Annotated in this window: 22 protein-coding genes and 1 riboswitch; of the genes, 15 read left to right on the top strand and 7 right to left on the bottom strand. The window is 64.3% G+C overall.

What is annotated here, in order from left to right; translation table 11 throughout:
• The first annotated feature begins 1 nt into the window (after nucleotide 1).
• Complete coding sequence (locus tag P8H27_RS05905) at nucleotides 2-754, top strand: glycosyltransferase family 2 protein (protein ID WP_289635787.1); 753 nt, start codon at nucleotides 2-4, stop codon at nucleotides 752-754.
• Nucleotides 755-789: 35 nt separating this feature from the next.
• Nucleotides 790-1,920, top strand: a complete 1,131-nt coding sequence (locus tag P8H27_RS05910) for an O-antigen ligase family protein (RefSeq protein WP_289635788.1) — start codon at nucleotides 790-792, stop codon at nucleotides 1,918-1,920.
• Here P8H27_RS05910 and P8H27_RS05915 read toward each other — a convergent pair.
• Complete coding sequence (locus P8H27_RS05915) at nucleotides 1,884-2,495, bottom strand: toluene tolerance protein (protein WP_289635789.1); 612 nt, start codon at nucleotides 2,493-2,495, stop codon at nucleotides 1,884-1,886. The genes P8H27_RS05910 and P8H27_RS05915 overlap by 37 nt on opposite strands.
• Before the next feature lie 122 nt (nucleotides 2,496-2,617).
• On the opposite strand from P8H27_RS05915, the gene msbA reads away from it, so the two are divergent.
• From msbA to hldE, 4 genes are all read left to right on the top strand, one after another.
• Nucleotides 2,618-4,438 carry a lipid A export permease/ATP-binding protein MsbA gene (msbA, locus tag P8H27_RS05920; RefSeq protein WP_289635790.1) on the top strand — a complete coding sequence of 607 codons (1,821 nt, stop codon included), beginning with the start codon at nucleotides 2,618-2,620 and terminating at the stop codon, nucleotides 4,436-4,438.
• Nucleotides 4,438-5,334, top strand: coding sequence for a GNAT family N-acetyltransferase (locus P8H27_RS05925; RefSeq protein WP_289635791.1), 897 nt, complete (start codon nucleotides 4,438-4,440; stop codon nucleotides 5,332-5,334). The genes msbA and P8H27_RS05925 overlap by 1 nt, the downstream gene beginning before the upstream one ends.
• A gap of 2 nt (nucleotides 5,335-5,336) precedes the next feature.
• Nucleotides 5,337-6,737 (top strand): PIG-L deacetylase family protein, encoded by a 1,401-nt coding sequence (locus P8H27_RS05930; protein ID WP_289635792.1) that lies wholly within the window; start codon nucleotides 5,337-5,339, stop codon nucleotides 6,735-6,737.
• 62 nt (nucleotides 6,738-6,799) lie between these two features.
• Entirely contained in the window at nucleotides 6,800-8,221 is a 1,422-nt protein-coding gene (gene hldE / locus P8H27_RS05935; protein WP_289635793.1) for a bifunctional D-glycero-beta-D-manno-heptose-7-phosphate kinase/D-glycero-beta-D-manno-heptose 1-phosphate adenylyltransferase HldE, read from the top strand.
• A gap of 16 nt (nucleotides 8,222-8,237) precedes the next feature.
• Here hldE and P8H27_RS05940 read toward each other — a convergent pair whose 3' ends face one another.
• The 4 genes from P8H27_RS05940 to P8H27_RS05955 all read right to left on the bottom strand — a co-directional run bounded on the left by P8H27_RS05940 (nucleotide 8,238) and on the right by P8H27_RS05955 (nucleotide 11,772).
• On the bottom strand, nucleotides 8,238-9,197 hold the full coding sequence (locus P8H27_RS05940) for a metal ABC transporter ATPase (RefSeq protein WP_289635794.1): 960 nt from the start codon (nucleotides 9,195-9,197) through the stop codon (nucleotides 8,238-8,240).
• Nucleotides 9,198-9,319: 122 nt separating this feature from the next.
• Nucleotides 9,320-10,138 carry an aldo/keto reductase gene (locus tag P8H27_RS05945; RefSeq protein ID WP_289635795.1) on the bottom strand — a complete coding sequence of 273 codons (819 nt, stop codon included), beginning with the start codon at nucleotides 10,136-10,138 and terminating at the stop codon, nucleotides 9,320-9,322.
• On the bottom strand, nucleotides 10,138-11,310 hold the full coding sequence (locus P8H27_RS05950; protein ID WP_289635796.1) for an FAD-dependent oxidoreductase: 1,173 nt from the start codon (nucleotides 11,308-11,310) through the stop codon (nucleotides 10,138-10,140). Before P8H27_RS05950 ends, P8H27_RS05945 begins: the two co-directional genes overlap by 1 nt.
• A 129-nt stretch (nucleotides 11,311-11,439) precedes the next feature.
• Complete coding sequence (locus P8H27_RS05955) at nucleotides 11,440-11,772, bottom strand: multidrug efflux SMR transporter (RefSeq protein WP_289635797.1); 333 nt, start codon at nucleotides 11,770-11,772, stop codon at nucleotides 11,440-11,442.
• An 86-nt stretch (nucleotides 11,773-11,858) separates the two neighbouring features.
• Here P8H27_RS05955 and P8H27_RS05960 point away from each other — a divergent pair, with 86 nt between their 5' ends.
• Both P8H27_RS05960 and waaA read left to right on the top strand, forming a co-directional pair.
• Complete coding sequence (locus P8H27_RS05960) at nucleotides 11,859-12,743, top strand: LysR family transcriptional regulator (RefSeq protein WP_289635798.1); 885 nt, start codon at nucleotides 11,859-11,861, stop codon at nucleotides 12,741-12,743.
• Nucleotides 12,744-12,776: 33 nt separating this feature from the next.
• The gene (waaA, locus tag P8H27_RS05965; RefSeq protein ID WP_289635799.1) at nucleotides 12,777-14,063 is read left to right on the top strand and encodes a lipid IV(A) 3-deoxy-D-manno-octulosonic acid transferase; all 1,287 of its coding nucleotides are present in this window, start codon (nucleotides 12,777-12,779) and stop codon (nucleotides 14,061-14,063) included.
• Nucleotides 14,064-14,154: 91 nt separating this feature from the next.
• Here the strand turns inward: waaA and P8H27_RS05970 are convergent, their stop codons facing one another.
• Nucleotides 14,155-15,600 carry a TolC family outer membrane protein gene (locus P8H27_RS05970; RefSeq protein WP_289635800.1) on the bottom strand — a complete coding sequence of 482 codons (1,446 nt, stop codon included), beginning with the start codon at nucleotides 15,598-15,600 and terminating at the stop codon, nucleotides 14,155-14,157.
• Nucleotides 15,601-15,818: 218 nt separating this feature from the next.
• Nucleotides 15,819-15,926: riboswitch (TPP riboswitch) on the top strand.
• A gap of 102 nt (nucleotides 15,927-16,028) precedes the next feature.
• Between P8H27_RS05970 and thiC the strand changes: the two genes are divergently transcribed.
• Nucleotides 16,029-17,924, top strand: a complete 1,896-nt coding sequence (thiC, locus tag P8H27_RS05975; RefSeq protein ID WP_289635801.1) for a phosphomethylpyrimidine synthase ThiC — start codon at nucleotides 16,029-16,031, stop codon at nucleotides 17,922-17,924.
• 159 nt (nucleotides 17,925-18,083) lie between these two features.
• Here the strand turns inward: thiC and P8H27_RS05980 are convergent, their stop codons facing one another.
• Nucleotides 18,084-18,824, bottom strand: a complete 741-nt coding sequence (locus P8H27_RS05980; RefSeq protein WP_289635802.1) for an RsiV family protein — start codon at nucleotides 18,822-18,824, stop codon at nucleotides 18,084-18,086.
• A gap of 197 nt (nucleotides 18,825-19,021) precedes the next feature.
• Between P8H27_RS05980 and P8H27_RS05985 the strand changes: the two genes are divergently transcribed.
• The 6 genes from P8H27_RS05985 to P8H27_RS06010 all read left to right on the top strand — a co-directional run bounded on the left by P8H27_RS05985 (nucleotide 19,022) and on the right by P8H27_RS06010 (nucleotide 24,800).
• Nucleotides 19,022-19,639 carry an NUDIX domain-containing protein gene (locus P8H27_RS05985; RefSeq protein ID WP_289635803.1) on the top strand — a complete coding sequence of 206 codons (618 nt, stop codon included), beginning with the start codon at nucleotides 19,022-19,024 and terminating at the stop codon, nucleotides 19,637-19,639.
• A complete protein-coding gene (locus tag P8H27_RS05990) occupies nucleotides 19,630-20,082 on the top strand; it encodes a DUF1249 domain-containing protein (RefSeq protein ID WP_289635804.1) in 453 nt (150 codons plus the stop codon). Before P8H27_RS05985 ends, P8H27_RS05990 begins: the two co-directional genes overlap by 10 nt.
• A 131-nt stretch (nucleotides 20,083-20,213) precedes the next feature.
• Entirely contained in the window at nucleotides 20,214-21,029 is an 816-nt protein-coding gene (cpdA, locus tag P8H27_RS05995; protein WP_289635805.1) for a 3',5'-cyclic-AMP phosphodiesterase, read from the top strand.
• Between the two features lie 90 nt (nucleotides 21,030-21,119).
• Nucleotides 21,120-21,728, top strand: a complete 609-nt coding sequence (locus tag P8H27_RS06000; protein ID WP_289635806.1) for a YqiA/YcfP family alpha/beta fold hydrolase — start codon at nucleotides 21,120-21,122, stop codon at nucleotides 21,726-21,728.
• 193 nt (nucleotides 21,729-21,921) lie between these two features.
• Nucleotides 21,922-23,817, top strand: coding sequence for a DNA topoisomerase IV subunit B (parE, locus tag P8H27_RS06005; RefSeq protein ID WP_289635807.1), 1,896 nt, complete (start codon nucleotides 21,922-21,924; stop codon nucleotides 23,815-23,817).
• Entirely contained in the window at nucleotides 23,817-24,800 is a 984-nt protein-coding gene (locus P8H27_RS06010; RefSeq protein WP_289635808.1) for an esterase-like activity of phytase family protein, read from the top strand. Before parE ends, P8H27_RS06010 begins: the two co-directional genes overlap by 1 nt.
• The last annotated feature ends 34 nt before the right edge of the window (nucleotides 24,801-24,834 follow it).

Consider the following 24,834-nt stretch of genomic DNA (forward strand, 5'->3'; position numbering starts at 1 on the left):
GATGATTTTTTCTCCTGACAGTGACATTACGGTCGTCGTGACCAGTTGTGGGCGTTTCGATCTGTTGCGCCGTACTCTCGAAAGTCTCGATCGTTTCAATACCGCGCCGATTCGCGCGGTCTATATCACCGAGGACTCCGGCAGTGCCCAGGTGGAATCTTGCATTCCGGAGCACTGGCGCCCCCACACTCGTTTCTGGGTCAACAATCCCCGCTTGGGCCAGCTGCGTTCGATCGATGCGGCCTACGCGGCAGTGGCAACGCCGTGGATCTTTCATTGCGAGGATGACTGGGAGTTCTATCGTCCGGGATTCATCGAGGATTCCCAGCGCCTCCTGGAAAGCGACCCCCAGGCGCTGCAGGTCTGGCTGCGCAGTGCGGCGCATGACCTGGCAGTGCACAGCCCGTACGTGTATCTCGGCGAGCGCCGGCTCGTGGACGGTATCGCCTGCTATCGGGTGTGTTCGCGCAAGGTCGAGTGGCAGGGTTTCTCCTTCAATCCCGGCTTGCGCCGCCTGAAGGATTACCAGGCATCCGCTCCCTTCGCCCAGTATTCGGGCGAGAAGGAGCTGTCCGCCCTGTACGCCGAACGTCATGCGCTGATTCTGGAGAACGATGCGGTATTGCACACCGGCTTCGGCGAGCATGTGGCTGTGCCTGAAGAGCGTTCGAAGAAAATCAAGCGCAAACGTCTGGACAGAGTGAAGTTGCTGTTGGCATTTACCGCGGGTGTATTGATTGGATGGTGGATTTGAGAGGGTTTATTGGGCAGTTATCATTACGGTTTAAATTGAACTACCACACCCTGGCGCTGTTGCTCTTTATCGCCAGCTTTCTGCTGCTGCCGACCGCGAAGATGGTCAATAACGTGTACTACGCCTTGGTGGCGCTGCCTGGTCTGTTTGCGTTGCTTCGCGACCGGGGCCGCCTGCTGCCGTTGCAGGGCGTCGAGTGGGGTTGGCTGGCCTTCCTCGCCTGGGCGCTGGGTGTTGGCGCCATCAGTGGCGATCTGCAGTTCTTCAAGCATGTTGGCTATGTGATGTTGTTCCTCGCCTGCGTGGTGCTGCTGGTGCGTCCGGAGCTGTTTCGTCACCCGCGCTTCGCGCGCGCGCTGTTCTGGACGTTGACCGCCTATGTGGTGCTGTCGGCGTTGCTTTACTGGGTGACCGGCCGTTACGCCGTGGGGCAGCGGGTGCTCTGGTTGCCGGGGCGCATGACCGGTCCCATCTACACCAGCATCTGGCTGGCAAGCTGCCTGGCGCTGGTGGCACCAGCCTGGATCCGCGAGCGACGCTATATCGAGGGTTTGTCGGGCCTCTGCCTGATGCTGTTCTGCATCGGCTTCATTCTGCAGAGCCGTTCCGGTCTGGTTGGTGTTGCGGTATTGGGTGTCCTGTTGGCTGGCTGGTACCTGGCGCGCGCGGGACGTCCTGCGCTTCTGGGCGTGTTTGCGGTCTCGGTGCTGGTCGCTGCCCTGCTCGGCCTGCTGACCTACGACGGGCATTTCGAGTCGTTGTTGCGCCGCGCGGATGCAGGGCGTTTCGAGCTGTGGGGTATTCTGCTGGCGGACTGGTGGCGCTGCGGCCTGCTGAGCGGTTGTGGGTTGGACTACGAGACCCAGGCGCTTATTTTGGGCGGTAGTCCGATCCAGCATCCTCACAATATCTTTCTGGCCTTGGGGCTTTATTACGGTCTTCCGGCGCTACTGCTATTTCTGACGGCAATGCTGTTGACGCTTTGGCGTGCCTGGTGCTGCCGCGATGCCTGGGGCCTATATCTGCTTGTGGCGCTTTGCATGCTCAACTTCGATGGTAGTTCGCTGATCGGCAATCCCGACGAGCTCTGGCTGTTGGTACTCCTGCCGGCCGCCTTGATCATCAATCGCTATCGCAATTTTTCACAGAGGGCCCAGAGCGCCTGACAAGGGAAGGGTAGGCCCTCCTTCTCGACGTACTTTTCGAAGTGAGCACGGTTGCGGCTAATCTGCCAGCGATTGAGTGGCAGTCGGAAGAAGCGCATGTCGGCGATGTCGATCAGCCCGAATTGACCATCGGGACACTCGACGATGTTACCCAAGTGTAGCGAGCGGAAATAAACGCCCTTGCGGTGCAGTTGATTGATGAAGTGGGCCAGGCGGATCTGCTCGGGCTCCGTGGGCCGCTTGTCGGTATCGAGCTTCTGTCGCAGGGTGACGCCTGGAATCGGTTGGTACAGTGCGGCGAATACGCGGTTGTCGGCGCGGTAAACCTGCTCAACCTGCAAGCTCGGAATGCTCAATGCGCGCAACCGCTCGGCGTTGCGGGCAAAGCGTAGTGCGGTGGGGAACAGGCGGGAGAGGCTGAGTCCTTTGCGCGGGTAGAAGATTTTAAGCATCCGCCCGTTGCTCTGGCGGATCACCTTGGGGCCATGGCTGTCCTGCTCCAGCACCTGGCCGCCGCGCCCCAGGGCCTCGAGTTGTTGGCTGGAGATCGAGCTGATGTGGTGGGAAAGGGTCATTTGTCCTGGCTCAAGTTTGGCGGGCTGGCGATCATGCCTCAATAGCCGAAGCTTGGCCATTCCACAGGCGGTGCCTACAGCCTGCTAGAATGTCGGCCACTTTGTAGCAAGGTCACCGAATGATGTCTGCTGATTCTTCCAAGTCGCAGGACGCAACCAGTCTGAAGATTTACTGGCGCTTGCTGAACTATGTGGTGCCATATTGGGGGCTGTTCGCCATCAGCATCCTGGGGTTTCTGATTTTCTCCTCTACCCAGCCGATGCTTGGCTACATCCTCAAGTACTTCGTTGACGGATTGGCCAATCCGGACGCCAGCCTGTTTCCGAACGTTCCCTACCTTCAGGATCTTCAGCTGGTCGAGGCGGTACCGCTGCTGATCGTGCTGATCGCCTTATGGCAAGGGGTCGGCTCCTATCTGGGCAACTACTTCCTGGCCAAGGTATCGCTGGGGTTGGTGCACGATTTGCGCGTGGCGTTGTTCAACAATCTGCTGATCCTGCCCAATCGTTATTTCGATAGCCACAATTCGGGCCATTTGATCTCTCGCATCACCTATAACGTGACTATGGTCACCGGGGCCGCTACCGATGCGATCAAGGTGCTGGTGCGCGAGGGGATGACGGTGATCTTCCTCTTCGCCACCTTGCTGTGGATGAATTGGCAGCTGACTCTGGTGATGGTCGCCATTCTTCCCGTGATCGGCGTGATGGTCAGCAGCGCGAGTAAGAAATTCCGCAAGCAGAGCAAGAAAATTCAGGTGGCCATGGGCGATGTCACCCATGTGGCCTCGGAAACCATTCAGGGTTACCGGGTAGTGCGCAGTTTCGGCGGTGAAGCCTATGAGCAAACACGTTTTCTGGGGGCGAGCCAGAGCAATACCGAAAAGCAGTTGCGTATGACCAAGACTTCGGCGGTCTATACCCCGATGTTGCAGTTGGTGATTTACAGTGCCATGGCTGTGTTGATGTTCCTCGTATTGTTGATGCGCGGCGATGCGTCGGCTGGCGATCTGGTGGCCTACATCACCCTGGCCGGTTTGCTGCCCAAGCCCATTCGTCAGCTCTCGGAAGTCAGTTCCACCATTCAGAAGGGCGTGGCGGGAGCGGAGAGCATCTTCGAACAGCTCGATGAAACCCCGGAGACTGACCACGGTACTCAGGAGCGTGAGCAAGTCAGTGGTCGTCTTGAGGTGGCTAACCTGAGCTTCCAGTACCCGGGCGCCGAGACGCCGGTGCTCAAAGATATTTCCTTCAGCGTCGAGCCGGGGCAGATGATCGCTCTGGTCGGTCGATCCGGCAGCGGCAAGTCGACCTTGGCCAGCCTGATCCCGCGCTTCTACCATCATGAACAGGGGCAGATTCTGCTCGATGGGCTGGATGTCGAGGATTACAACCTGCGCAACCTGCGCCGGCATATCGCCCTGGTCACCCAGCACGTCACCCTGTTCAACGACACCGTCAGCAACAACATCGCCTATGGCGATCTGGCCGGTGCGCCTTTGGACGATGTGCGCAAGGCGTCCGAATCGGCCTATGCCGCCGAGTTCATCGAGCAGATGCCGCAGGGTTACGACACCCTGGTCGGCGAGAACGGCGTGCTGCTCTCCGGCGGTCAGCGCCAGCGCCTGGCCATCGCCCGGGCCTTGCTCAAGGATGCTCCCGTGTTGATTCTCGACGAGGCCACCTCGGCGCTGGATACCGAATCCGAGCGGCATATCCAGGCGGCGCTGGACGAGGTGATGAGGGGGCGTACCACGCTGGTGATCGCCCATCGCCTGAGCACCATCGAGAAGGCCGACCTGATTCTGGTGATGGATCAGGGGCGCATCGTCGAGCGCGGCACCCATCGCGAGTTGCTGGCGCAGAATGGCTACTACGCCCGCCTGCACTCCAGGCAGTTTACCGAAGGCGATGAGCTCGTCCCGGTAGAGCAGGGCGCTTGATGCTGAGTCATTTGCGCGCCTGGCGTGAGCAGGGTTGGACGCCGATTGATGCACCCGCCTATGCCGAGGCCTGGCAGCGCTTCGGCGGCAGTGTGGCGACTCATCCTCAGGTGGTCGAGCGGTTGGCCTGCTTGGCGGGCATCCCGGTGCGCTATCTGGGTTGGTTGCAACAGGGGGAATTGCAGGCGGCGTTGCCGACCTGGGGTCGCCACTTGGCCTTGTCCAAGGATGTGTTGAAGCAACAGGGCAAGCGCGGCCTGTTCGATCTGGGCAATGCCGAGATTATTGTGCCGCTGGCCGCGGTCGCGCAGGTGCCGCTGCGGCACAAGGCGCGCTACCTGTCCGATCTGCACGCCGGGCGCATCAGCACCCTGCGCGAGCAGACGGAAGGCTTGGCCCTGGCCCGTGAGCCGGAGCAATACAGCAAGAAGTTCCGCTACAACCAGCGCCGCGAGCAACGCTTGCTGGAAGAGGCGGGCGGCGTTATCCGGCCCATGCTGGAGCTGTCCGCTGCCGAGCAGGCGCGGATATATGCCGATCTGTTCCAGCGCCGCTGGGGCTTCGAGGCCACCGGCCAGGCGCACCTGGCCGAGGTCTTCGCCTTGATGCGCGAGTTCATCACCGGTTCGCTGATTTACCTCAATGACGAGCCGGTGGCCATTCAAGTGCTCTATCGGGTCGAGGCGCCGCAGTGGGTCAGCCTGGAGTACATCAATGGCGGCGTCGACCCGCAAAACCGCGAGTTCAGCCCCGGCAGCGTGTTGAGTTTTATCAACACCCAGAGCGCCTGGGCCGAGGCGCGGGCCATCGGCAAGCCGCTGCGCTACTCCTTTGGGCGTGCCGATCGGGAATATAAAGATCGCTGGTGCAACCGGGTGCCGGTCTATCAGGTTTGAATATGTCTGGACGCAAGCAAGCTCTTCTTAGCCGCCATCGCCGGCAAAAGCGCATCGCCCTGGTGCTGGCCTTGCTGCTGCTGGCGGTATGCGGGGTGTTCGTCGCTTGGTGGTGGCTGCCCATTCTGCTGGTGCTGGGCTGGGTCGCGCACGAGGCCTGGTTCGCCGACCATCTGTTCTATGCCCCGCGCGACGACTATCGCTATGACTTTGCGCCTGCAACGCCGCGGTTTGCCGCGCGCCTTGCCGGCGCTTGCCTGCAGGTCGACGGCGACTTCGCGGCGGCCGATTGCCTGATTCTGCAACTGCGAATCGAGGCGAACTGGCTGGGCCGCTGGCTCGATCCCTATGTGCTGTTGGGCGACGATCGCCAGGACTTCGAGCGTGGGGTTGGCGGCCAGCGCTACCTCAATCTTTCCGGGCAAGGCGAGGCGTTGGCCAGCGGGCAACTGCAGTTGCGCGGGCGTTTTTGCCGCCTGGCGCAGACCGGCACCTTGTATGCATTGACTAACCCCGACTATGCCAGTCGGCGCTTGATGGTCATTGCGCCGCATGCCGATGACGCCGAGCTGGCGGCCTTCGGCCTCTATAGCCGGGCTGCCGAGGCCAGTATCGTCACCCTGACTCAGGGCGAGATCGAGGCCGACGCCTATCGCCGTCTGGGCCTGGGCCAGGTCGCCGCTGCGCGTCTCAAGGGCCGCCTGCGCGCCTGGGACAGCCTGGCCATACCGCTATGGGGCGGTGTGCCGCAGGCGCGTTGCGCGCAGCTCGGCTATTACTGCCTGCAATTGCCGGCGATGGCGCTGCAGCCGGAGCAGGGCTTCGCTTCGCGCGACTCCGGGGACGGCGATACGCGCCCGGTGCGCCGGCATAACCCGTTGACGCTGCCCGGCGATGCCGATGGTGTACCCAGTTGGCAGAATCTGTTGGCCGACCTGGTGGCCTTGCTCGAACACTTCCGCCCGGAGGCGATCGTCACCCCGCACCCGCAGCTGGATCCGCACAGCGACCATGTGGCCAGCACCCAGGCGCTGCTCGAGGCCATCGAGCTGAGCAGTTGGAAACCCAAGACCTTGCTGTTGTACGCCAACCACCTGCACGACAACGACCGTTGGCCGATGGGCTCGGCGGGCATGGGCATCGCCCTGCCGCCGGCCATCGAGAGTCTGCCGGCGGACGGCTTGTGGAGCCCGAGCCTGAGCGCCGAGGTGCAAGTGGACAAGGCCATGGCCCTGGCTATGCAGCATGATCTGCAGGGCCGCTTGCCGGCCAAGAAACGCCTGCGCCGAGTGATCCAGCGTGTACTGGCCGGACGCCGCTGGCCGGCCAGCGGTGAGGACGAGTTCTTCCGCAAGGCCGTGCGCCGCCACGAACTGTTCTGGGTGCGTGCGCTCGACGAGTGAGATCGGCCCGTTACCCTCTCCATGCTATGATTCGCGGCGATTTTGCCGCTCCCGGAGCCCCCATGAAGTTGTCCATGCCCCGTTTCGACCAAGCCCCCGTTCTGGTGGTGGGCGATGTCATGCTCGATCGTTATTGGCACGGCGGCACCTCGCGGATTTCGCCGGAGGCGCCGGTGCCGGTGGTCAAGGTCGAGCAGATCGAAGACCGTCCGGGCGGTGCCGCCAACGTGGCGTTGAACATCGCCGCGCTGGGTGCGCCGGCCGTTTTGGTGGGCGTGACCGGTGCCGACGAGGCGGCCGAGAGCCTGTGCAATAGCCTGGCGGCCGTGGGGGTGAAAACCTGTTTTCAGCGGATTGCCGCGCAGCCGACCATCGTCAAGCTGCGGGTCATGAGCCGGCACCAGCAGTTGCTGCGGCTGGACTTCGAAGAGCCGTTCAATACCGATGCGGCGGCCCTGGCCGTGCAAGTCGAGCAGCAGCTGGCCGGGGTCAAGGTGCTGGTGCTGTCCGACTACGGCAAAGGCGCGCTGAGGAACCATCAGGCACTGATCCAGGCGGCGCGGGCCAAGGGTATTGCGGTGCTGGCCGACCCCAAGGGCAAGGATTTCTCGATTTATCGCGGCGCCAGCCTGATCACGCCGAACCTCCATGAGTTCGAGACCATCGTCGGCCATTGCGTCGACGAGGCCGAGCTGGTGGCCAAGGGCGCCCGCATGATGCACGAGTTGGAGCTGGGTGCGCTGCTGATCACCCGCGGCGAGCACGGCATGACCCTGTTGCGCCCCGCGCATGCGCCGCTGCACCTGCCGGCCCGTGCCCGGGAAGTGTTCGACGTCACCGGTGCCGGCGATACGGTGATTTCGACCCTGGCGGCGTCCCTGGCGGCTGGCGAGGAATTGCCCCAGGCCGTCGCTTTGGCCAACCTGGCCGCCGGTATCGTGGTCGGCAAGCTGGGTACCGCCGCCATCAGCGCTCCCGAGTTGCGTCGGGCGATCCAGCGCGAGGCGGGTTCCGAACGCGGTGTGCTGAGCCCGGAACAACTGTTGCTCGCCATCGAGGATGCCCGCGCCCATGGCGAGAAAATCGTCTTCACCAACGGCTGCTTCGACATCCTGCATGCCGGCCATGTGGCTTATCTGGAGCAGGCCCGTGCCCAAGGCGATCGCCTGGTGCTGGCGGTCAACGACGACGCCTCGGTCAGCCGCCTGAAAGGCCCCGGTCGACCGATCAATGCGGTGGATCGGCGCATGGCCGTGCTCGCCGGCCTCGGCGCGGTGGACTGGGTGGTGAGCTTTAGCGAAGACACCCCGGAAAACCTGCTGCGCGAGGTCAAACCGGATGTGCTGGTCAAGGGCGGCGACTATGGCATTGAGCAGGTGGTCGGCGCCGAGATTGTCAGCGCCTACGGTGGCGAAGTGCGGGTGCTGGGCCTGGTGGAGAACAGCTCGACCACCGCCATCGTCGAGAAAATCCGCAGCAACTGATCCGAGAGCATGCCGTTCAGCCCAGTTGGGCGGCGTTCAGCTTGGGTGGCGCTGACAGCGCCGGCGCTCGCGGCTTCGCCGTCGGTTTGGGCGGCGCGGCGCTGAGCTTCTGTTGCTTCAGCCAGTCTTTCCAGCGAATCCGTTCGTCACGCACCAGCCAGCCATCCTGCGCCGCGAAGCTCTCCGCCAGCCACAGGCCCCGGGTGCTGGCGGCTTTCAGTACGCCTTTGTTGAGGGTCAGCAGTTCGGCGCTCGGTCGACCCTGTTGCAGCGGTATCAGGTACAGATCCGGGCGGCAACGATCGAGGCGGGCGAGCAGCTTGCCGTCTTCCAGGCGTTCGTCGACGTGGAACAGGCTGAGTTGCCTGGCCTCTTTGGGCAGCTCCAGGCGCAGGTCATAGACCAGCTGCAACGAGGCGGTGGGCAGGTGCACATAGGCGCGTGGCCGTTCCAGCAGGGGCAGGTTGCCGCATTGCACCGGGCGTGCCGCGCCGGACAGCGGGCTGAGGTGGAAGTGCAGGGTTTCGCGGTAGCGCAAGGCGCCGTGATAGGGCGAGGGCAGCCAGGTTTCGCCGAAGCGGCCACTCAGCCAGCCTTCCGGGGTTTCCAGCAGGCACTCTTCGGCAACCTCCTGAATAGCGGTGAGCAGCGGCAGATTGAGTTCGTGGGCGGGCACGTAGCCGGAGATCAGCTTGAGTACCACATCGCCCCGATCCTGGCGCCGTTGGCGAACCAGCACCCAGTAGTCGCGACCTTGCCAGTTCAGGGTCAGGCGTACCGAAACCCCCAGGTTGGCCAGTTCCACGGCGAAACGTTGATTATCGCTGACCTCGATCGCGCGACGGCGTTCCAGCATCTCGCTGAAGTTCAGCGGCCGCCCCAGGCTCTGGTAGCTGAGGCCGTCCGTAGTCGCCTCGACGAACAAGGGCAGGGTCTTGAAGGCACTGGGATCATGGCGGCTAAGCGTGCGCGACATGTCGGCTCCTGCGTTGCGTTGGGCTCGGCCCCCGAGCGGACAGCTGGCCAGGCGTGTCCGCCGGGGGTGCTGGGGCACGGTCGAAACCACTGCCGCAGATGCGCGCGGCGGGTTATGGCGGGTCAGGCAATATCCTGAATCACCGCCGCGGCAGCCGCGACATTATGGGCCAGGTGCTGCGCATTGATGGTGCCGACGATCGCGCAGCTCGCGGCCGGGTGGGCAAAGATCAGCTCGAAGCTGGCGCGTACCGGATCTTCGCCCGGTTGCAGGCAGGCATGCCCGCTGGCCAGGGCTTTCTTGATCAGAATGCCTTTGCCGTGCTGCTCAGCGTAGTCCAGTACCGGCAGCTCGCTCTGTTCGTTGAGGTTGTAGGTGATCATCGCGCAGTCGCCTTGCTCGAGCGCCAGCAGGCCGCCCTCGACGGTTTTGCCGGAGAGGCCGAAACCGCGAATCTTGCCTTCGCGCTTGAGCTCGGCGAGGGTCTCGTAGACGCCGCTGTCCTGCACAATGGCGACGTCGTTGCCGTCGGAGTGCACCAGCAGCAGGTCGATAAAGTCGGTTTGCAGGCGCTTGAGGCTGCGCTCCACGGAGAAGCGCGTGTGCTCTGGGGAAAAATCGAAACTGGAGTGGCCGCCCTCGAACTCTTCGCCGACTTTGCTGACGATCACCCAGCGCTGGCGCTGGCCGCGCAACAGTGGGCCGAGGCGGCTTTCGCTGTTGCCGTAGGCGGGGGCGGTGTCGATCAGGTTGATCCCCAGATCGAAGGCCTGGGCGAGCAACTCACGCACCGTCGCGTCGTCCGGGATGGTGAAGCCGTTGGGGTACTTGACGCCCTGGTCGCGGCCGATCTTCACCGTGCCGAGGCCCAGTGGCGAGATCAGCAGGTCGGTCGCGCCGAACGGGCGGTGCAGGTTATGCAGCGTGTGCAAGTTATGCATTAAAACAACTCCTCCCAGGCCGGGCGCGCGATGGCCGGGCGCGGCAGGGCGGGTAACGGCGCATGGCTGGCGGGTTGGATGCCGTCACGGTCGAGAGCCGCCAGCACGCGGTCGGCGAAGTCCGGGGCTAATGCCAGTTTAGTCGGCCAGCCGACCAGCAGCGGGCCTTGCTCGGCGAGAAAGGCGTTGTCCGGGCGGGTCAGGCCGGACTGCGCCGGCTCGGCGCGTTCGACGCGCAGGGTCGCCCAATGGGCGCTGGAGAGATCGACCCAGGGCAACAGGGCGCCAAGCTCCTTCTGGGCGGCTTTGATCTGCGCGGCTGCGTCGCGGGCCACCCCTTCGGCCTCGGCCAACTCGCCGCCGAGGTACCAGATCCATTCGCCATCGGCCGCCGGATGGGTGGTGACGGTGACCCGCGGTTTCGGTCCGCCGCCGAGGCAGTGGGCATACAGCGGTTTCAGGCTCGGGCCCTTGACCAGCACCATGTGCAGCGGCCGCAGTTGCTGCACGGGCTGAGCCAGGCCCAGCGCGGCGAGCAGTTGCGCGTTGCCGCTGCCGGCACTGAGCACGATGCGTTGCGCGCGAATCTCGCGGCCATCGACGATCAGGCCGACCAGTTCACCCCGTTCGTGCAGCGGGGCGATGGCCGCGGCGGCCAGCAGGCCGTCGGCGGCCAATGCGGCCAGGCGCTCGATCAGGCTGGGGGCATCCAGCACCAGTTCGGCCAGGCGGTAGACCTTGCCCTTGAATTGCGGGTGTTGCAGGGCCAGCGGCAGCTGCTCGCCCTTGACCTGGTCGACCCGGCCGCGTACCGCCTTGCTGGCGAAGAAGCTGGTGATATTGCCGGCCAGGCTGCCGGGCGACCACAGGTAGTGCGCATCGGACAGCAGGCGCACGCCGGTGAGATCCAGTTCGCCGCTGCCGGCCAGCGCTTCGCGCCAGCGGCGTGGCATGTCGGCGATGGCCTCCGAGGCACCGGTGAGCGCGCCGTGCAGGGCGTACTTGGCGCCGCCGTGGATGATGCCTTGCGATTTGACGCTTTGCCCACCGCCCAGGCTGGCGTTTTCCACCAGCAGGGTGGCAAAGCCCTGGCGGCGCAAGCGCGCATTCAGCCAGAGGCCGGCGATACCGCCGCCGACGATCAGAACGTCAGTGCTCAGTGCCTGGGACATGCGAGGGCCTCGTTGGGAAACAGACCCGCAGTATAACGGCAAGTGGCAAATGGCAAGCTGCGCGCGACAAGTTTTAAGCCACGGGCACGTAGCCGTTTTGGGCGACCGCCGGGAAGTTTGGCGCTTCTCTCAATGGCTGACGCTGTGCGAGAACAATTGAATCACCACCACGCCGCAGACGATCAGGATCATGCCGAGCATGGCCGGCAGATCGAGGCGCTGCTGGTAGAGAAACACCGCGGCAATGCTCACCAGGACGATGCCCAGGCCCGCCCAGACGGCGTAGGCAACGCCGACCGGAATGGTTTTGACCACCAGGCTGAGCATCCAGAAGGAAATGGCGTAGCCGATGACCACCAGCAGCAGGGGCAGCGGTTTGTTGAAACCGTCCAGTGCCTTCATCGACGTAGTTGCGATGACTTCGGCGGTGATGGCGACGGCGAGATAGAGATAGCCGCTCATGGTGGGCCTCCTGTTTGATCTGTCGGCCATTCTAGTCGTTCATCTGATGGGATAAAGTGATTACCTATCTGTTTTGGAGATGGGTTATGCAGTGGAGTCTGGAGCAAATTCGACTGTTCGTCAGCGTGGCCGAGGGCCAATCGTTCTCTGCCGTCGCCCGGCAGATGAATCGCGTGCAATCGGCGGTCAGCACTGCCATTGCCATGCTGGAAGCCGATCTCGGGGTGCTGTTGTTCGAGCGCAGCAGTGGCCGCCAGCCACGCCTGACCGATGCCGGTGCGGCCTTGCTGGAAGAAGCGCGCGAGGTGTTGCGCCAGTGCGAACGCCTGGAAGGCCGGGCGCTGGGGCTGGTGCGCGGTGAGGAAGTGCGCCTGCGTCTGGCCCAGGACGAGGCCATGCCCTATCAGCCGGTGCTCGACAGTCTCGAAGCCCTGGCCCAGGCTTTTCCGCTGCTGGAGGTGCAACTGGCCAGCGGCGCCCAGGGCGATGTGGCGCGCAAGCTGCTCGAACGCCGCGCCGACCTCGGCCTGCTGTTCCACCACGAGCAGATGCCTGAAGCCCTCGAGCGGCAACGACTGGGCACCATCGAGATGGTCACGGTGTGTGGGGCCGGGCATGCGCTGGCGGGGGCGGGGCATGTCGACCGGCGCGAGTTGGCCCGCCACCGGCAATTGCTGATGGCGCCGCAGGACAGCCTCTATCCGGGCGGCGAGCAGATCAGCCCCTCGGTCTGGCGCGCCGACAGCTTCTACGCCATGGCCGAGTTGTTGATGCGCAACCTGGGTTGGGCCTGGTTGCCGCGCCATGTGGTGCAGTACCCGACCTATCAGGGTCAATTGGTCGAGTTGAGTAGCGATTGGACTCCGCCGCCGCTGGTCGTGGAGCTGGTCTGCCGCCGCGACGAGGCTCTGGGGCCGGCGGCGCTGTGGCTGGCCGAGTGTTTTGCCGAGAGCCTGCGCGCCATCGGCTGATTGCTGGCGGCCGCTCTGCTAAGCTGCGCGTCCATGAATAGAGCCCTTTACAGTCTGCTGTTGCATCTCGGCCTGCCTCTGGTCGCCGGGCGTCTGGCTTGGCGCGCGTGGCGCGCACCGGCGTATGCCAAACGTATCGCTGAACGCTTCGCCCTTGGCTTGCCGCCGCTGCGGCCCGGCGGCATCTGGCTGCATGCGGTGTCGGTGGGCGAGAGCATTGCCGCCGCGCCTTTGATTGCCGAATTGCTGGCGCGCTACCCGCAGTTGCCGATCACCATCACCTGTATGACGCCGACCGGCTCCGAACGGATTCAGGCCATGTTCGCCGGGCCCGACTATGCCGGGCGCGTGCAGCACTGCTATCTGCCCTATGACCTGCCGTGGGCCGCGGCGCGTTTCCTCGACCGCGCCCAGCCGCGCTTGGCGGTGGTCATGGAGACCGAATTGTGGCCCAACCACATCCATCAGTGCGCCAGGCGCGGCATTCCCGTGGCTCTGGCCAATGCGCGGCTGTCCGAGCGCTCGGCACGCGGTTATGCGCGTTTCGCCAGGCTGACCGCGCCGATGCTCGCCGAGTTGAGCCTGGTCGCGGTGCAGACCGCTGTCGAGGCCGAGCGCTTTCGCCGCTTGGGTGCGCGGCCGGAGTGCGTCGAGGTGACCGGCTCGATCAAGTTCGACCTGGCCATCGATCCCGCGCTGCTTGCTCAGGCCGCCGCGTTGCGCGAGCAGTGGGGCGCCACGCGGCGGCCGGTGTGGATCGCCGCCAGCACCCATGCCGGTGAAGATGAAATTGTCCTGGCGGCGCACCGCTTGCTACTTGAGCAGCGGCCAGAGACCTTGTTGATTCTGGTGCCGCGGCACCCGGAGCGCTTCGGCGCGGTGTTCGAATTGTGCCGGCGCCAAGGCTTCGCCACGCGCCGGCGCGCCAGTGGCGAGGCGGTGGTGGCGGCTGACCAGGTGTTGCTCGGCGACACCATGGGCGAGCTGCTGTTGCTCTATGCCCTGGCCGATCTGGCCTTCGTCGGCGGCAGCCTGGTCGGCAATGGCGGGCATAACCTGCTGGAGCCCGCCGCACTGGGCAAGCCGGTGCTCAGCGGGCCGCACCTGTTCAACTTCCTCGAAATTGCCGCGCAGTTGCGTGAGGCTGGCGCCTTGCTCGAAGTGGCAGATGCCGACGGCCTGGCACAACGGCTCGACCGGCTTTGGCGCGAGCCTGCCCAGGCGCAGAACATGCGCGAGGCGGGGCTGGCCGTGATGCAGGCCAACCAGGGGGCGCTGGCGCGCTTGCTGGCGGGGCTGGCGCGCCTGTTGCGGCGCTGATGAACGTCCTGGTGCGCGCGGCGCACCACGAGTCGCCAGCACCCACAAAAAAGCCCGACTCGCATCGGGCTTCTTCGTTGCACGGGACGGCTCAATAATCCAGGTTGCCGCGCAGCTGCGCTTCGGCGGCCTTGGCCAAGTCGGGTGGCAGGAAGTCACGATCCGGGTCGTAGTCCGACTTGAGGTATTGCTCGAGGGCTTCCAGATCGGCTGGGCTGAGGGTGCCGGCAGCCTGCTTGAGGCGCAGGTTGTTGATGATGTAGTCGTAGCGCGCGTCGTTGTAGTTGCGCACCGAACTGTATAGCTGGCGCTGGGCATCGAGCACGTCGACGATGTTGCGGGTGCCGACCTGGTAGCCGATTTCGGTGGCTTCCAGGGCGCTCTGGTTGGAGATGATCGACTGCTTGCGCGCCTGCACGGTTTCCACGTCGGTGTTCACCGCGCGGTGCAGGTTGCGGGTGTTCTGCACCACCTGACGGCGCAGGCTCTCGCGCAGTTGTTCGCTCTGGTTGACGCGCTGATAGGCTTCACGCACCTGCGAGCTGGTCAGGCCGCCGCTGTACAGCGGGATATTCAGTTGCAGGCCAAGCGAGCGCTGTTCGGCATCACCGCTGAAGCGATTAACGGCGGCCGCGTTGTTGCTGAAACCAAGGCTGTCGTTGTCGCCTTTCTGGTAGCTGGCCACCGCATCCAGAGTCGGCGCGTGGCCGGACTTGCGCTGGCGCAGGGTTTCTTCGGCGGCGCTCACCGCGTAATTGCTGGCTTGCAGGTTGAGGTTCTGCGTGGCGGCGGTATCGACCCAGGCTTTGGCGTCATTCGGTGTCGGCGCCAATATCGGCAGGCTGTGTTCGATGCCTTCGAGTGCCACATATTCGCGGTTGGTCAAGGTGATCAGCGCCTGGAAGGCGTCCTCGACCTGGCGCTGGGCGATGATCCGATTGGCCCGCGCGGTGTCGAAGCCGGCCTGGGCCTCGAGCACGTCGGTCTTGTCCGACAGGCCGACGTCGAAGCGCTCGTTGGCTTGGTCGAGCTGGCGTTTGAACGCCGCTTCTTCGGCCTTGGTCGAAGCCAGGGTGTCCTGGGCGCGGAGTACCGCGAAGTAGGTTTCCGCGCTCTGCAGGATCAGGTTCTGCTCGGTGGCCGACAGCTCCAGCGCGGCTTGCTCGCTGCTGGCTTCGGCGGCCTGCAACTGGAACCAACGGTCGGCGCGGAACAGCGGCTGGCTGAGATTGGCCTGGTACACCGTGCCGCTGCGCGAGGTTGATTGCGAGCCGAGCGAGGTGTCGACCTCGGTATGGGTGTCGCTCAGGTTGGCGCCGGCCGAGAGGTTGGGCAGCAAGCCGGAACGTGCCTGCGGCACCACTTCGCGGCGAGCCCGATAATCCGCACGCGCGGCCGCCAGGTCGGCATTGTTGTTGGCGGCTTCCTGATACACCGTGACCAGGTCTGTTTTGGTGGACAGCGGGGCTTGTTCAGCCCAGGCCAATCCGCTGGAAGCGGAGGCCACAGCAAGAGCCAGGGAAAGTCTGCGCAACATTAGGGCGATCCTGAATTTGGCGGTAATCGGCAAGGCTAAGGGGCGCTGCCGAGAGGGTCAAGCGCGCTTACAGTGGCGTCAGTGTAGTTTGCAACAAGCTATGTTGCCTACGCGCAACAATCTGCCCGGGCGGGGGGGCTGCATCGCTATCCGACGCATGGGTCATGGTTTTTTGACCCTCCGGTTGGTTTTATCGCGGCGTGTTGATTAGACTGGCCGGGTTCTTGTCGGGGTGCCCCATACTGCGGGGCTGAGATTGGCAGCTGCCGGATCCCGTTGAACCTGATCAGGTTAAGGCCTGCGTAGGGAACAAGATGTCCTCGCCACCCTCTCGGCGAGTCTTCTCGGCACCGTTCCAGGTGCCCCCGCGCACCGCTCAGTTCCTCCCAGGTTCACCCCGACATATAGTCCCAGGAGAGAGCCAGTCGATGAGCACACAAGAAAAAAACCTCAACACCCCAAATCTGAGTGATTCCGCCCAGGTCGACCAGCAGTCGATCCAGCCCTTCCCGCGTTCGCAGAAAATCTACGTGCAAGGCTCGCGCCCGGACATCCGCGTGCCGATGCGCGAGATCAGCCTGGACATCACCCCCACCGAGTTCGGTGGCGAGGTCAATGCGCCGGTGCTGGTCTACGACACCTCCGGCCCCTACACCGACCCGAGCGTGAGCATCGATGTGCGTCAGGGTCTGGCCGACGTGCGTTCGGCCTGGATCGACGACCGTGGCGACACCGAACTGCTCGACGGCCTGTCCTCGCACTTCGGCCAGGAACGCCTGGTCAATCCCGAGCTGACCAAGATGCGCTTCGCCCATGTGCGCAACCCGCGCCGGGCCAAGGCCGGCAAGAACGTCAGCCAGATGCACTACGCGCGCCAGGGCATCATCACCCCGGAGATGGAATACGTCGCCATCCGCGAGAACATGAAGTTGCAGGAAGCCCGCGCCGCCGGTCTGCTCGATCAGCAGCATGCCGGGCATAGCTTCGGCGCTTCCGTGCCGAAGGAGATCAGCGCCGAGTTCGTCCGCGAGGAGATCGCCCGCGGCCGCGCCATCATCCCCGCGAATATCAACCACACCGAGTTGGAGCCGATGATCATCGGCCGCAACTTCCTGGTGAAGATCAACGGCAACATCGGCAACTCGGCGCTGGGTTCCTCCATCGAGGAAGAAGTGGCCAAGCTGACCTGGGGCATCCGCTGGGGCTCGGACACCGTGATGGACCTGTCCACCGGCAAGCACATCCACGAAACCCGCGAGTGGATCATCCGTAACTCGCCGGTGCCGATCGGCACCGTGCCGATCTACCAGGCGCTGGAGAAGGTCAACGGGGTGGCCGAAGACCTGACTTGGGAGCTGTTTCGCGACACCCTGATCGAGCAGGCCGAGCAGGGCGTGGACTACTTCACCATCCACGCCGGCGTGTTGCTGCGCTATGTGCCGCTGACCGCCAAGCGGGTCACCGGTATCGTCAGCCGCGGCGGCTCGATCATGGCCAAGTGGTGCCTGGCGCACCACCAGGAAAACTTCCTCTACACCCACTTCGAGGAAATCTGCCAGATCATGAAGGCCTACGACGTCAGCTTCTCGCTGGGCGACGGCCTGCGTCCGGGTTCGATTGCCGACGCCAACGACGCCGCCCAGTTCGGCGAGCTGGAAACCCTCGGCGAGCTGACCAAGATCGCCTGGAAGCACGACGTGCAGTGCATGATCGAAGGCCCCGGCCACGTGCCGATGCAGCTGATCAAGGAGAACATGGACAAGCAGCTGGAATGCTGCGACGAGGCGCCGTTCTACACCCTCGGCCCGCTGACCACCGACATCGCCCCGGGTTACGACCACATCACCTCGGGCATCGGCGCGGCGATGATCGGCTGGTTCGGTTGCGCCATGCTCTGCTACGTCACGCCCAAGGAGCACCTCGGTCTGCCGAACAAGGATGACGTCAAGACCGGCATCATCACCTACAAGATCGCCGCGCATGCCGCCGATCTGGCCAAGGGCCATCCGGGCGCGCAGATCCGCGACAACGCCCTGAGCAAGGCGCGTTTCGAGTTCCGCTGGGAAGACCAGTTCAACCTCGGCCTCGATCCCGACACCGCGCGCAGCTACCACGACGAGACCCTGCCCAAGGACTCGGCCAAGGTCGCGCATTTCTGCTCCATGTGCGGGCCGAAGTTCTGCTCGATGAAGATCACCCAGGAAGTGCGCGACTACGCCAAGGTCAATGGCCTGTCCGACGAGAGCAAGGCGGTCGAGGCCGGCTTCAAGGAACAAGCCGCGCGTTTCAAGGATGAAGGTTCGGTGATCTACAAGCAGGTCTGATGCGTTACCCGACGCCGGGAGCGAAGGTGCTCCCGGTGTTGCCTTTTTTGGCTATTTGCGACCTGCCTCAGGCTGAGTCCCCACCCTCCCCAGTAGTTACTCCGCGCACTTGCCGGCGTCGACCGGCCTGCGTGTGCGTGGCGTGCGCGATCGTCTCCTTCAGCCGCGCGCGGGAAAGTATTGCGCTTTGAGGATGCCCTGGAGTTGGCTGTAAGGAATCGTCAGCTGCGGATGCCCGCTGGAGTAGGGCGCAATGCTGTAGACATCGTATTTCAGCAGCACCGCGGCCTGGCCGAGGGCGACGTTGTCGGTGCGCTCGAACGGCCAGTTGCGGATGAACTCGGGGTTCTGCTCCAGCTGGTTGGCTGCCAGCCAGCGCTGGTGGGCCTGGCCGGCGAGTTTCCAGAAGGCATCTGTCTGCCCGGGTAGCAGCATGTCCTCCAGGCTCAGGGCCTTTTTCAGTGTGCGGTCGTAGTTGAGGAAGCCGCGCCCCGGCATGCCGTGTGCCCCGCCCGTGGCCAGGTAACTGGAAAACTCGATGATTACCAGTTGGTCGTACTGTTCGCGCAGCTTGGCCTGCAGGTAAGTGCTCCAGCCGCGTTTGGCGTGGAGCAGGAAAGCCTTTTCGTAGGACTGCAGCGAGGCGGGCAGGGGCGCGTCCGGCGAGTCGCCGGTCATCTGCAGCAGGCGCTGTTCGATCAACTCGCTGAGCGGCGCTTCGTCGGGAAAAATCAGGGTGTCGACATTCACCAGTGGGCAGCTATCGCCCTGGCAATCCGGTTGAATGCTCTCCCAGGCGATCCGTTGCAGCGGCAGCGCGCGATCGCCTGGAAGCAGGCTCTGGCAGGCGCTGAGGAGTAGGCCAAGGCCGATTATTACGAGTTGTTTGCGTGCAAGCATGGAGTTCGGCGCCAGGCGGAGAGAGGGTTGGGCTAGCTGGGTTGGACTCGCTGTTATGCCGAAGGTTCGCCAGGGCCGGCAGTCGCAACAGCGCTGCATGATCCCAGCCAGCGCCTAATCTGCAAAGAGGCTGCGCAAGGCCGGAGGCCGGGGTAGGATGCGCGAAAGCCCTGATTATCGGATTGAGCGAGACGTGGATGACCGACACCTTTAAACCCGGCCCGGATGCGGTGCAAATTATCGAGCGCGAAGCCTGCTTTCGCGGGTTTTATAGCCTCGACCGCCTGCGCCTGCGCCATCTGCAGTTTTCCGGCGCAATGGGCCCGACGCTCAGCCGCGAGCTGTTTATCCGCCACGATGCCGTCTGCGTGCTGCCCTATGACCCGCAGCGCGACGAAGTGGTATTGATCGAGCAGTTTCGCGTTGGCGCCATGGGCAAATGCGCCAACCCCTGGCTGCTGGAGTTGGTCGCCGGCTTGATCGATACCGACGAGCAGCCGGAGCAGGTGGCGCTGCGTGAGGCGGTGGAGGAGGCCAACCTGGTTCTGACCTCGCTGTGGCCGATCAGCGAATATTTTCCATCGTCCGGTGGCTCGGACGAGCGGGTGCACCTGTACCTCGGGCGCTGTAGCAGTCAGGGCGCCGGGGGCGTGCATGGTCTGGCCGAGGAGGGTGAGGACATCCGGGTGCATGTCCTGCCGCTGGAGGATGCCCTGGACGCGGTCAAGGACGGACGGATCAACAATGCGGCGAGCATCATCGCCTTGCAATGGCTGGCGCTGAACCGCGCCGAGGTTAGGGGGTTATGGTCGTGAACCTGCTGCGTGACCGTTATCGGGTTGACTTGATCGAGCTGCAGGCGGCCTGTGAAGCCAACTATGCACGCTTGATGCGCCTGCTGCCGGACATGCGCGAGGCGTCATGTGCGCGGCGGGTGGCCCTGAGTCAGGGCGAGCACCTGCTCGGCGTGCTGACCCTGGAGGTGCTGGAAACCTGTCCCTATACCTCGACCGTGCGGGCGCACCAGGAGCACAGTCTGCCCTGGTTGCCGGTGCCGCAACTGGAAGTGCGGGTGTACCACGATGCGCGCATGGCCGAGGTGATCGGCGCCCAGAACGCGCGGCGTTTTCGCAGCATCTACCCTTACCCGAATGCCGCCATGCATCAGCCGGATGAAAAATCCCAGCTCAATCTGTTCCTCGGCGAATGGCTGAGCCATTGCCTGGCCTGTGGCCATGAGCTGGAACCGGTGGTTTAAGGGCTGCTGCGCAATAACCTACTCCCGTCCTGGGACTTCAACCGGTTTTCTGTGATCCATGCCCGCTTCGCGGGTTTACCTCTGCCGGGACTACCCAGCATAATCCATGCATTCCGCCCAAGGAGACGGCCTTGCCGAGCGCGCCCAATTCTGCTGCTGATTCCCCGGTTCTGCTGGTGCAGTTGTCCGACAGCCATCTATTTGCCGAAGCGGCCGGTAAACTGCTGGGCATGGATACCCAGGACAGCCTGCAACAAGTGCTCGACCGGGTGCTGCAAGAGCAGCCGCAGATCGACTTGATGCTCGCCACTGGCGACCTCTCGCAAGACGGTAGTCAGGCCTCTTATGAGCGTTTCCGGCAGATGACCGCGGCGCTTGCGGCGCCTGCGCGCTGGTTTCCCGGCAACCATGACGACGTCCCGGCCATGCAGGCCGCCTGCGCCGATAGCGATCTGCTGGAGCCGGTGATCGACCTGGGCAATTGGCGCATCATTCTGCTCGACTCGTCGATTCCCGGTGCGGTGCCGGGCTATCTTGACCAGCAACAGCTGGCCCTGCTGGAACGCGCACTCGGCGAAGCGCCGGAACGCCATCACCTGATTTGCCTGCACCATCACCCGGTGTCCATCGGTTGCCGCTGGATGGAGCCCATCGGCCTGCGCAACCCCGAGGCGCTATTCGCCGTGCTGGAGCGCTTCAGTCAGGTGCGCGCGCTGCTCTGGGGGCATATCCACCAGGAGTTCGATCGTCAGCGTGAGGCTGTGCGGCTGCTGGCCTCACCGTCCACCTGCGTGCAATTCGCTCCGGGCAGCGAAGAATTCCAGGTCGACACCACGGCGCCCGGCTACCGCTGGCTGCGTCTGTACGCCGACGGGCGGCTGGATACCGGGGTGTCGCGGGTCACCGGGATCGAGTTCGAGGTGGATTACACGGTGAAAGGTTATTAGCCGCTGCACGCTCCAAGCATGGGCTGGAGCGGCATGCGTACCTCCTTGCAGCTTGCAGCCTGATGCTTGGCACTAGTAGCCTCCCGCTCCATGACTGCATCTATTCTCTATCTCCACGGCCTCAACAGCTCGCCTGCTTCGCTCAAGGCCAGCCAGCTGTCGCGCGCCATGGCGCGTCTTGGGTTGGCCGCGCAGCTGCGGGTGCCGGCCCTGGATCATCATCCGCGCCGGGCGATTGCCCAGCTTGAGGCCTTGATCGCCGAACTCGGCCGGCCTGTGCTGGTCGGCAGCTCCCTGGGCGGCTACTATGCGACCCACCTGGCCGAGCGCCATGGCTTGCGCGCGCTGTTGATCAATCCGGCAGTGCGTCCGCATCTGCGTTTCGATGGTTACCTGGGCCCGCAACTCAACTTCTACAGTGGTGAAACCTGGGAGCTGACGGCCGATCATGTGCGGGCCCTGGCCGAGCTGGAGGTGCCGCCTCCGCACGATCCCGCGCGTTATCAGGTATGGTTGCAGACCGCCGACGAAACCCTCGATTACCGTCATGCCCAGGCCTACTACCGCGCCTGTGCGCTGCGCATTCAGGCCGGCGGCGAGCATGGTTTTCAGGGTTTTGCCGCACGCTTGCCGATGCTCTTTGCCTTCGCCGGTATGGCGGCCCAGCTGTGGCGCGATACCGACTTTTCCGACCTTTAATCACAACCAGAGACCCCATGGCCCACGGAGCTCGTACTCATATCATTTCGCTGCCGCGACGGCGGCCACTTCGCTACGGAACAAGAAAGGAGGAGAGTGGTTTGGTTATTCCAAATGAGCGACGACTGACGCAGTGCCGTAGCGAAATGGCCCCGTCCCTCCGGGTTACGCCGCAAAGCGACGGTGAAGTGATATGAGTGCGAGCTCCTATAACGCAGACGCCATCGAAGTCCTTTCCGGCCTGGATCCGGTGCGTAAGCGCCCGGGCATGTACACCGACACCAGCCGGCCCAACCACCTGGCCCAGGAAGTCATCGACAACAGCGTCGACGAGGCCTTGGCTGGGCATGCCAGTTCGATCCAGGTGATCCTCCACGAGGACAACTCCCTGCAAGTAGTGGACGACGGCCGTGGCATGCCGGTGGATATTCACCCCGAGGAGGGGGTCTCGGGGGTCGAGCTGATCCTCACCAAACTGCATGCCGGCGGCAAGTTCTCCAACAAGAACTACCAGTTCTCTGGCGGGTTGCACGGCGTTGGGATTTCCGTGGTCAACGCCCTGTCGACCCGCGTCGAGGTGCGGGTCAAACGCGATGGCAGCGAATACCGCATGGCCTTTGCCGATGGCTTCAAGGCCAGCGATCTGGCCGTGATCGGCACGGTCGGCAAGCGCAACACCGGCACCAGTGTGCATTTCTGGGCCGATAGCAAGTATTTCGATTCGCCCAAGTACTCGGTCAGCCGCCTCAAGCACGTGCTCAAGGCCAAAGCCGTGCTCTGTCCGGGGCTGCACGTCAGCTTCGAGGACAAGGCCAGTGGCGAACGGGTCGAGTGGCTGTACGAGGAGGGCCTGCGCTCCTACCTGGTGGATGCGGTCAGCGAGTTCGAGCGCCTGCCGCTTGAGCCGTTCTGCGGCAGCCTCAGCGGTAACAAGGAGGCGGTCGATTGGGCGCTGCTGTGGCTGCCGGAGGGCGGCGATACGGTGCAGGAAAGCTACGTCAACCTGATCCCCACGGCCCAGGGCGGTACCCATGTCAACGGCCTGCGCCAGGGTCTGCTGGACGCCATGCGCGAGTTCTGCGAGTTCCGCAGCCTGTTGCCGCGCGGGGTCAAGCTGGCCCCGGAAGACATCTGGGAGCGCATCGCCTTCGTCCTCTCGACCAAGATGCAGGACGCGCAGTTCTCCGGTCAGACCAAGGAACGCCTGTCCTCGCGCGAGGCCGCGGCGTTCGTCTCCGGGGTGGTCAAGGATGCCTTCAGCCTGTGGCTCAACGCCCACCCGGAACTCGGTCAGCAACTCGCCGAACTGGCGATCAGCAACGCCAACCGCCGCCTCAAGGCCGGCAAGAAGGTCGAGCGTAAGCGCATCACCCAGGGTCCGGCGCTGCCCGGCAAGCTGGCGGACTGCGCCGGCCAGGATCCAATGCGCTCGGAACTGTTTCTGGTCGAGGGCGATTCCGCCGGCGGTTCGGCCAAACAGGCGCGCGACAAGGAGTTCCAGGCGATCATGCCGCTGCGCGGCAAGATCCTCAACACCTGGGAAGTGGATGTCGGTGAAGTGCTGGCTTCCCAGGAAGTGCATAACATCGCCGTGGCCATCGGCATCGACCCGGGCTCCAACGACCTGACGCAGTTGCGCTACGGCAAGATCTGCATCCTCGCCGACGCCGACTCCGACGGCCTGCACATCGCCACCTTGCTGTGTGCGCTGTTCGTCCAGCATTTTCGCCCGCTGGTGGACGCCGGGCACATCTACGTGGCCATGCCGCCGCTGTACCGCATCGACTTGGGTAAGGAGGTTTTCTACGCCCTGGACGACGCCGAGCGCGACGGCATCCTCGACCGCCTGGTGGCCGAGAAGCGCCGCGGCAAGCCGCAGGTGACCCGCTTCAAGGGCCTCGGCGAGATGAACCCGCCGCAACTGCGCGAAACCACCATGGATCCCAATACCCGGCGCCTGGTGCAGTTGACCCTGGAGGATTATCCGGGCACCCAGGAACTCATGGACATGCTGCTGGCGAAGAAGCGCGCCGGTGACCGTAAATCCTGGCTGGAGTCCAAGGGCAACCTGGCCGAGGTGCTGCTCTGATGCGGCGACTGGCTGTCGTCCTGTTGCTGGCCGTCGCTCCGGCGCTGGCCGAGACCCGGGCCTTGGAAGAGCTGGTGTTGCTCAGCGAGCACCCGATCGACGGCATCGCCGCCGGCAACCTGTCGGGGCTGGCCTGGTGCGGCGAGGCGCTGTGGGCGGTGTCGGATCGCGAGGATGACCGGCTGTATCGGCTGGCCGCCGGCGACGCTGTCTGGCAGGCCGAGGCCGAATACTTCGTCGCGCCGCCTCCGCCCTCGACCCAGTTGCCCTGGGGCATGCGCATGCGTACCTGGGTCAGCGGCCTGGTACGGGGCGGTGCCCTGGATTTCGAAGACTTGTCCTGCGATGCCATCGGCAATCGCTACCTGGTCAGCGAGGCGCGCGCCGCCGTGTTGCAGATTCCTCCTGCCGGGACGCCGCAGTGGCTGGCGCTGCCCGCTGGCCTGGTGCGCCAGGCGCGTGCCAGCAGCATGCTCTGGCACTTCAATGCGCTACTCGAGGGGGTGGCGGTCGACCCCGCCGGCGAGCGCCTGTGGTTGGCGGCCGAACGCCAGCGCCGCGGTCTGCTGGTGCTGCACAAGCGCGGTTCTAGTTGGCGCTGCAGCGCTGGTTGTGTGCTGATGAGCGAAGGCGGTGACGAGCCATCACCGCCGCAGTTGGGCCACGAGGCGCAACCCCGGGACTTTTCCGCCGTGGTGTTGCACAAGGAGAAACTCTTCACCCTCGAGCGCCAGGCCCATCGCATCTGTCGGCGCAAGCTGAGCGATGGCGAGGTCGAGCGCTGCTGGTCGTTCGCCAGCGAAGCCTTGACCGATGCCCGACGTTACCCGTCGCCCTATGGCTTGGCCGAGGCGCTGTGGATCGATGAACAGGGGGCCTGGATCGGTAGCGACAATGGCCGGCACAGCCGGGCCGATGGCGAGCAGCGGCCGGTTGTCTGGCGTTTCGCCGCGCCCAAGGGCGGTTGGGGAGGTAGCCGGTGAGCACGCAAACTACGGGGCGGCGGGCCGGCCGGGT

Source organism: Pseudomonas sp. sp1636, assembly GCF_030376615.1.
Taxonomy (GTDB): domain Bacteria; phylum Pseudomonadota; class Gammaproteobacteria; order Pseudomonadales; family Pseudomonadaceae; genus Aquipseudomonas.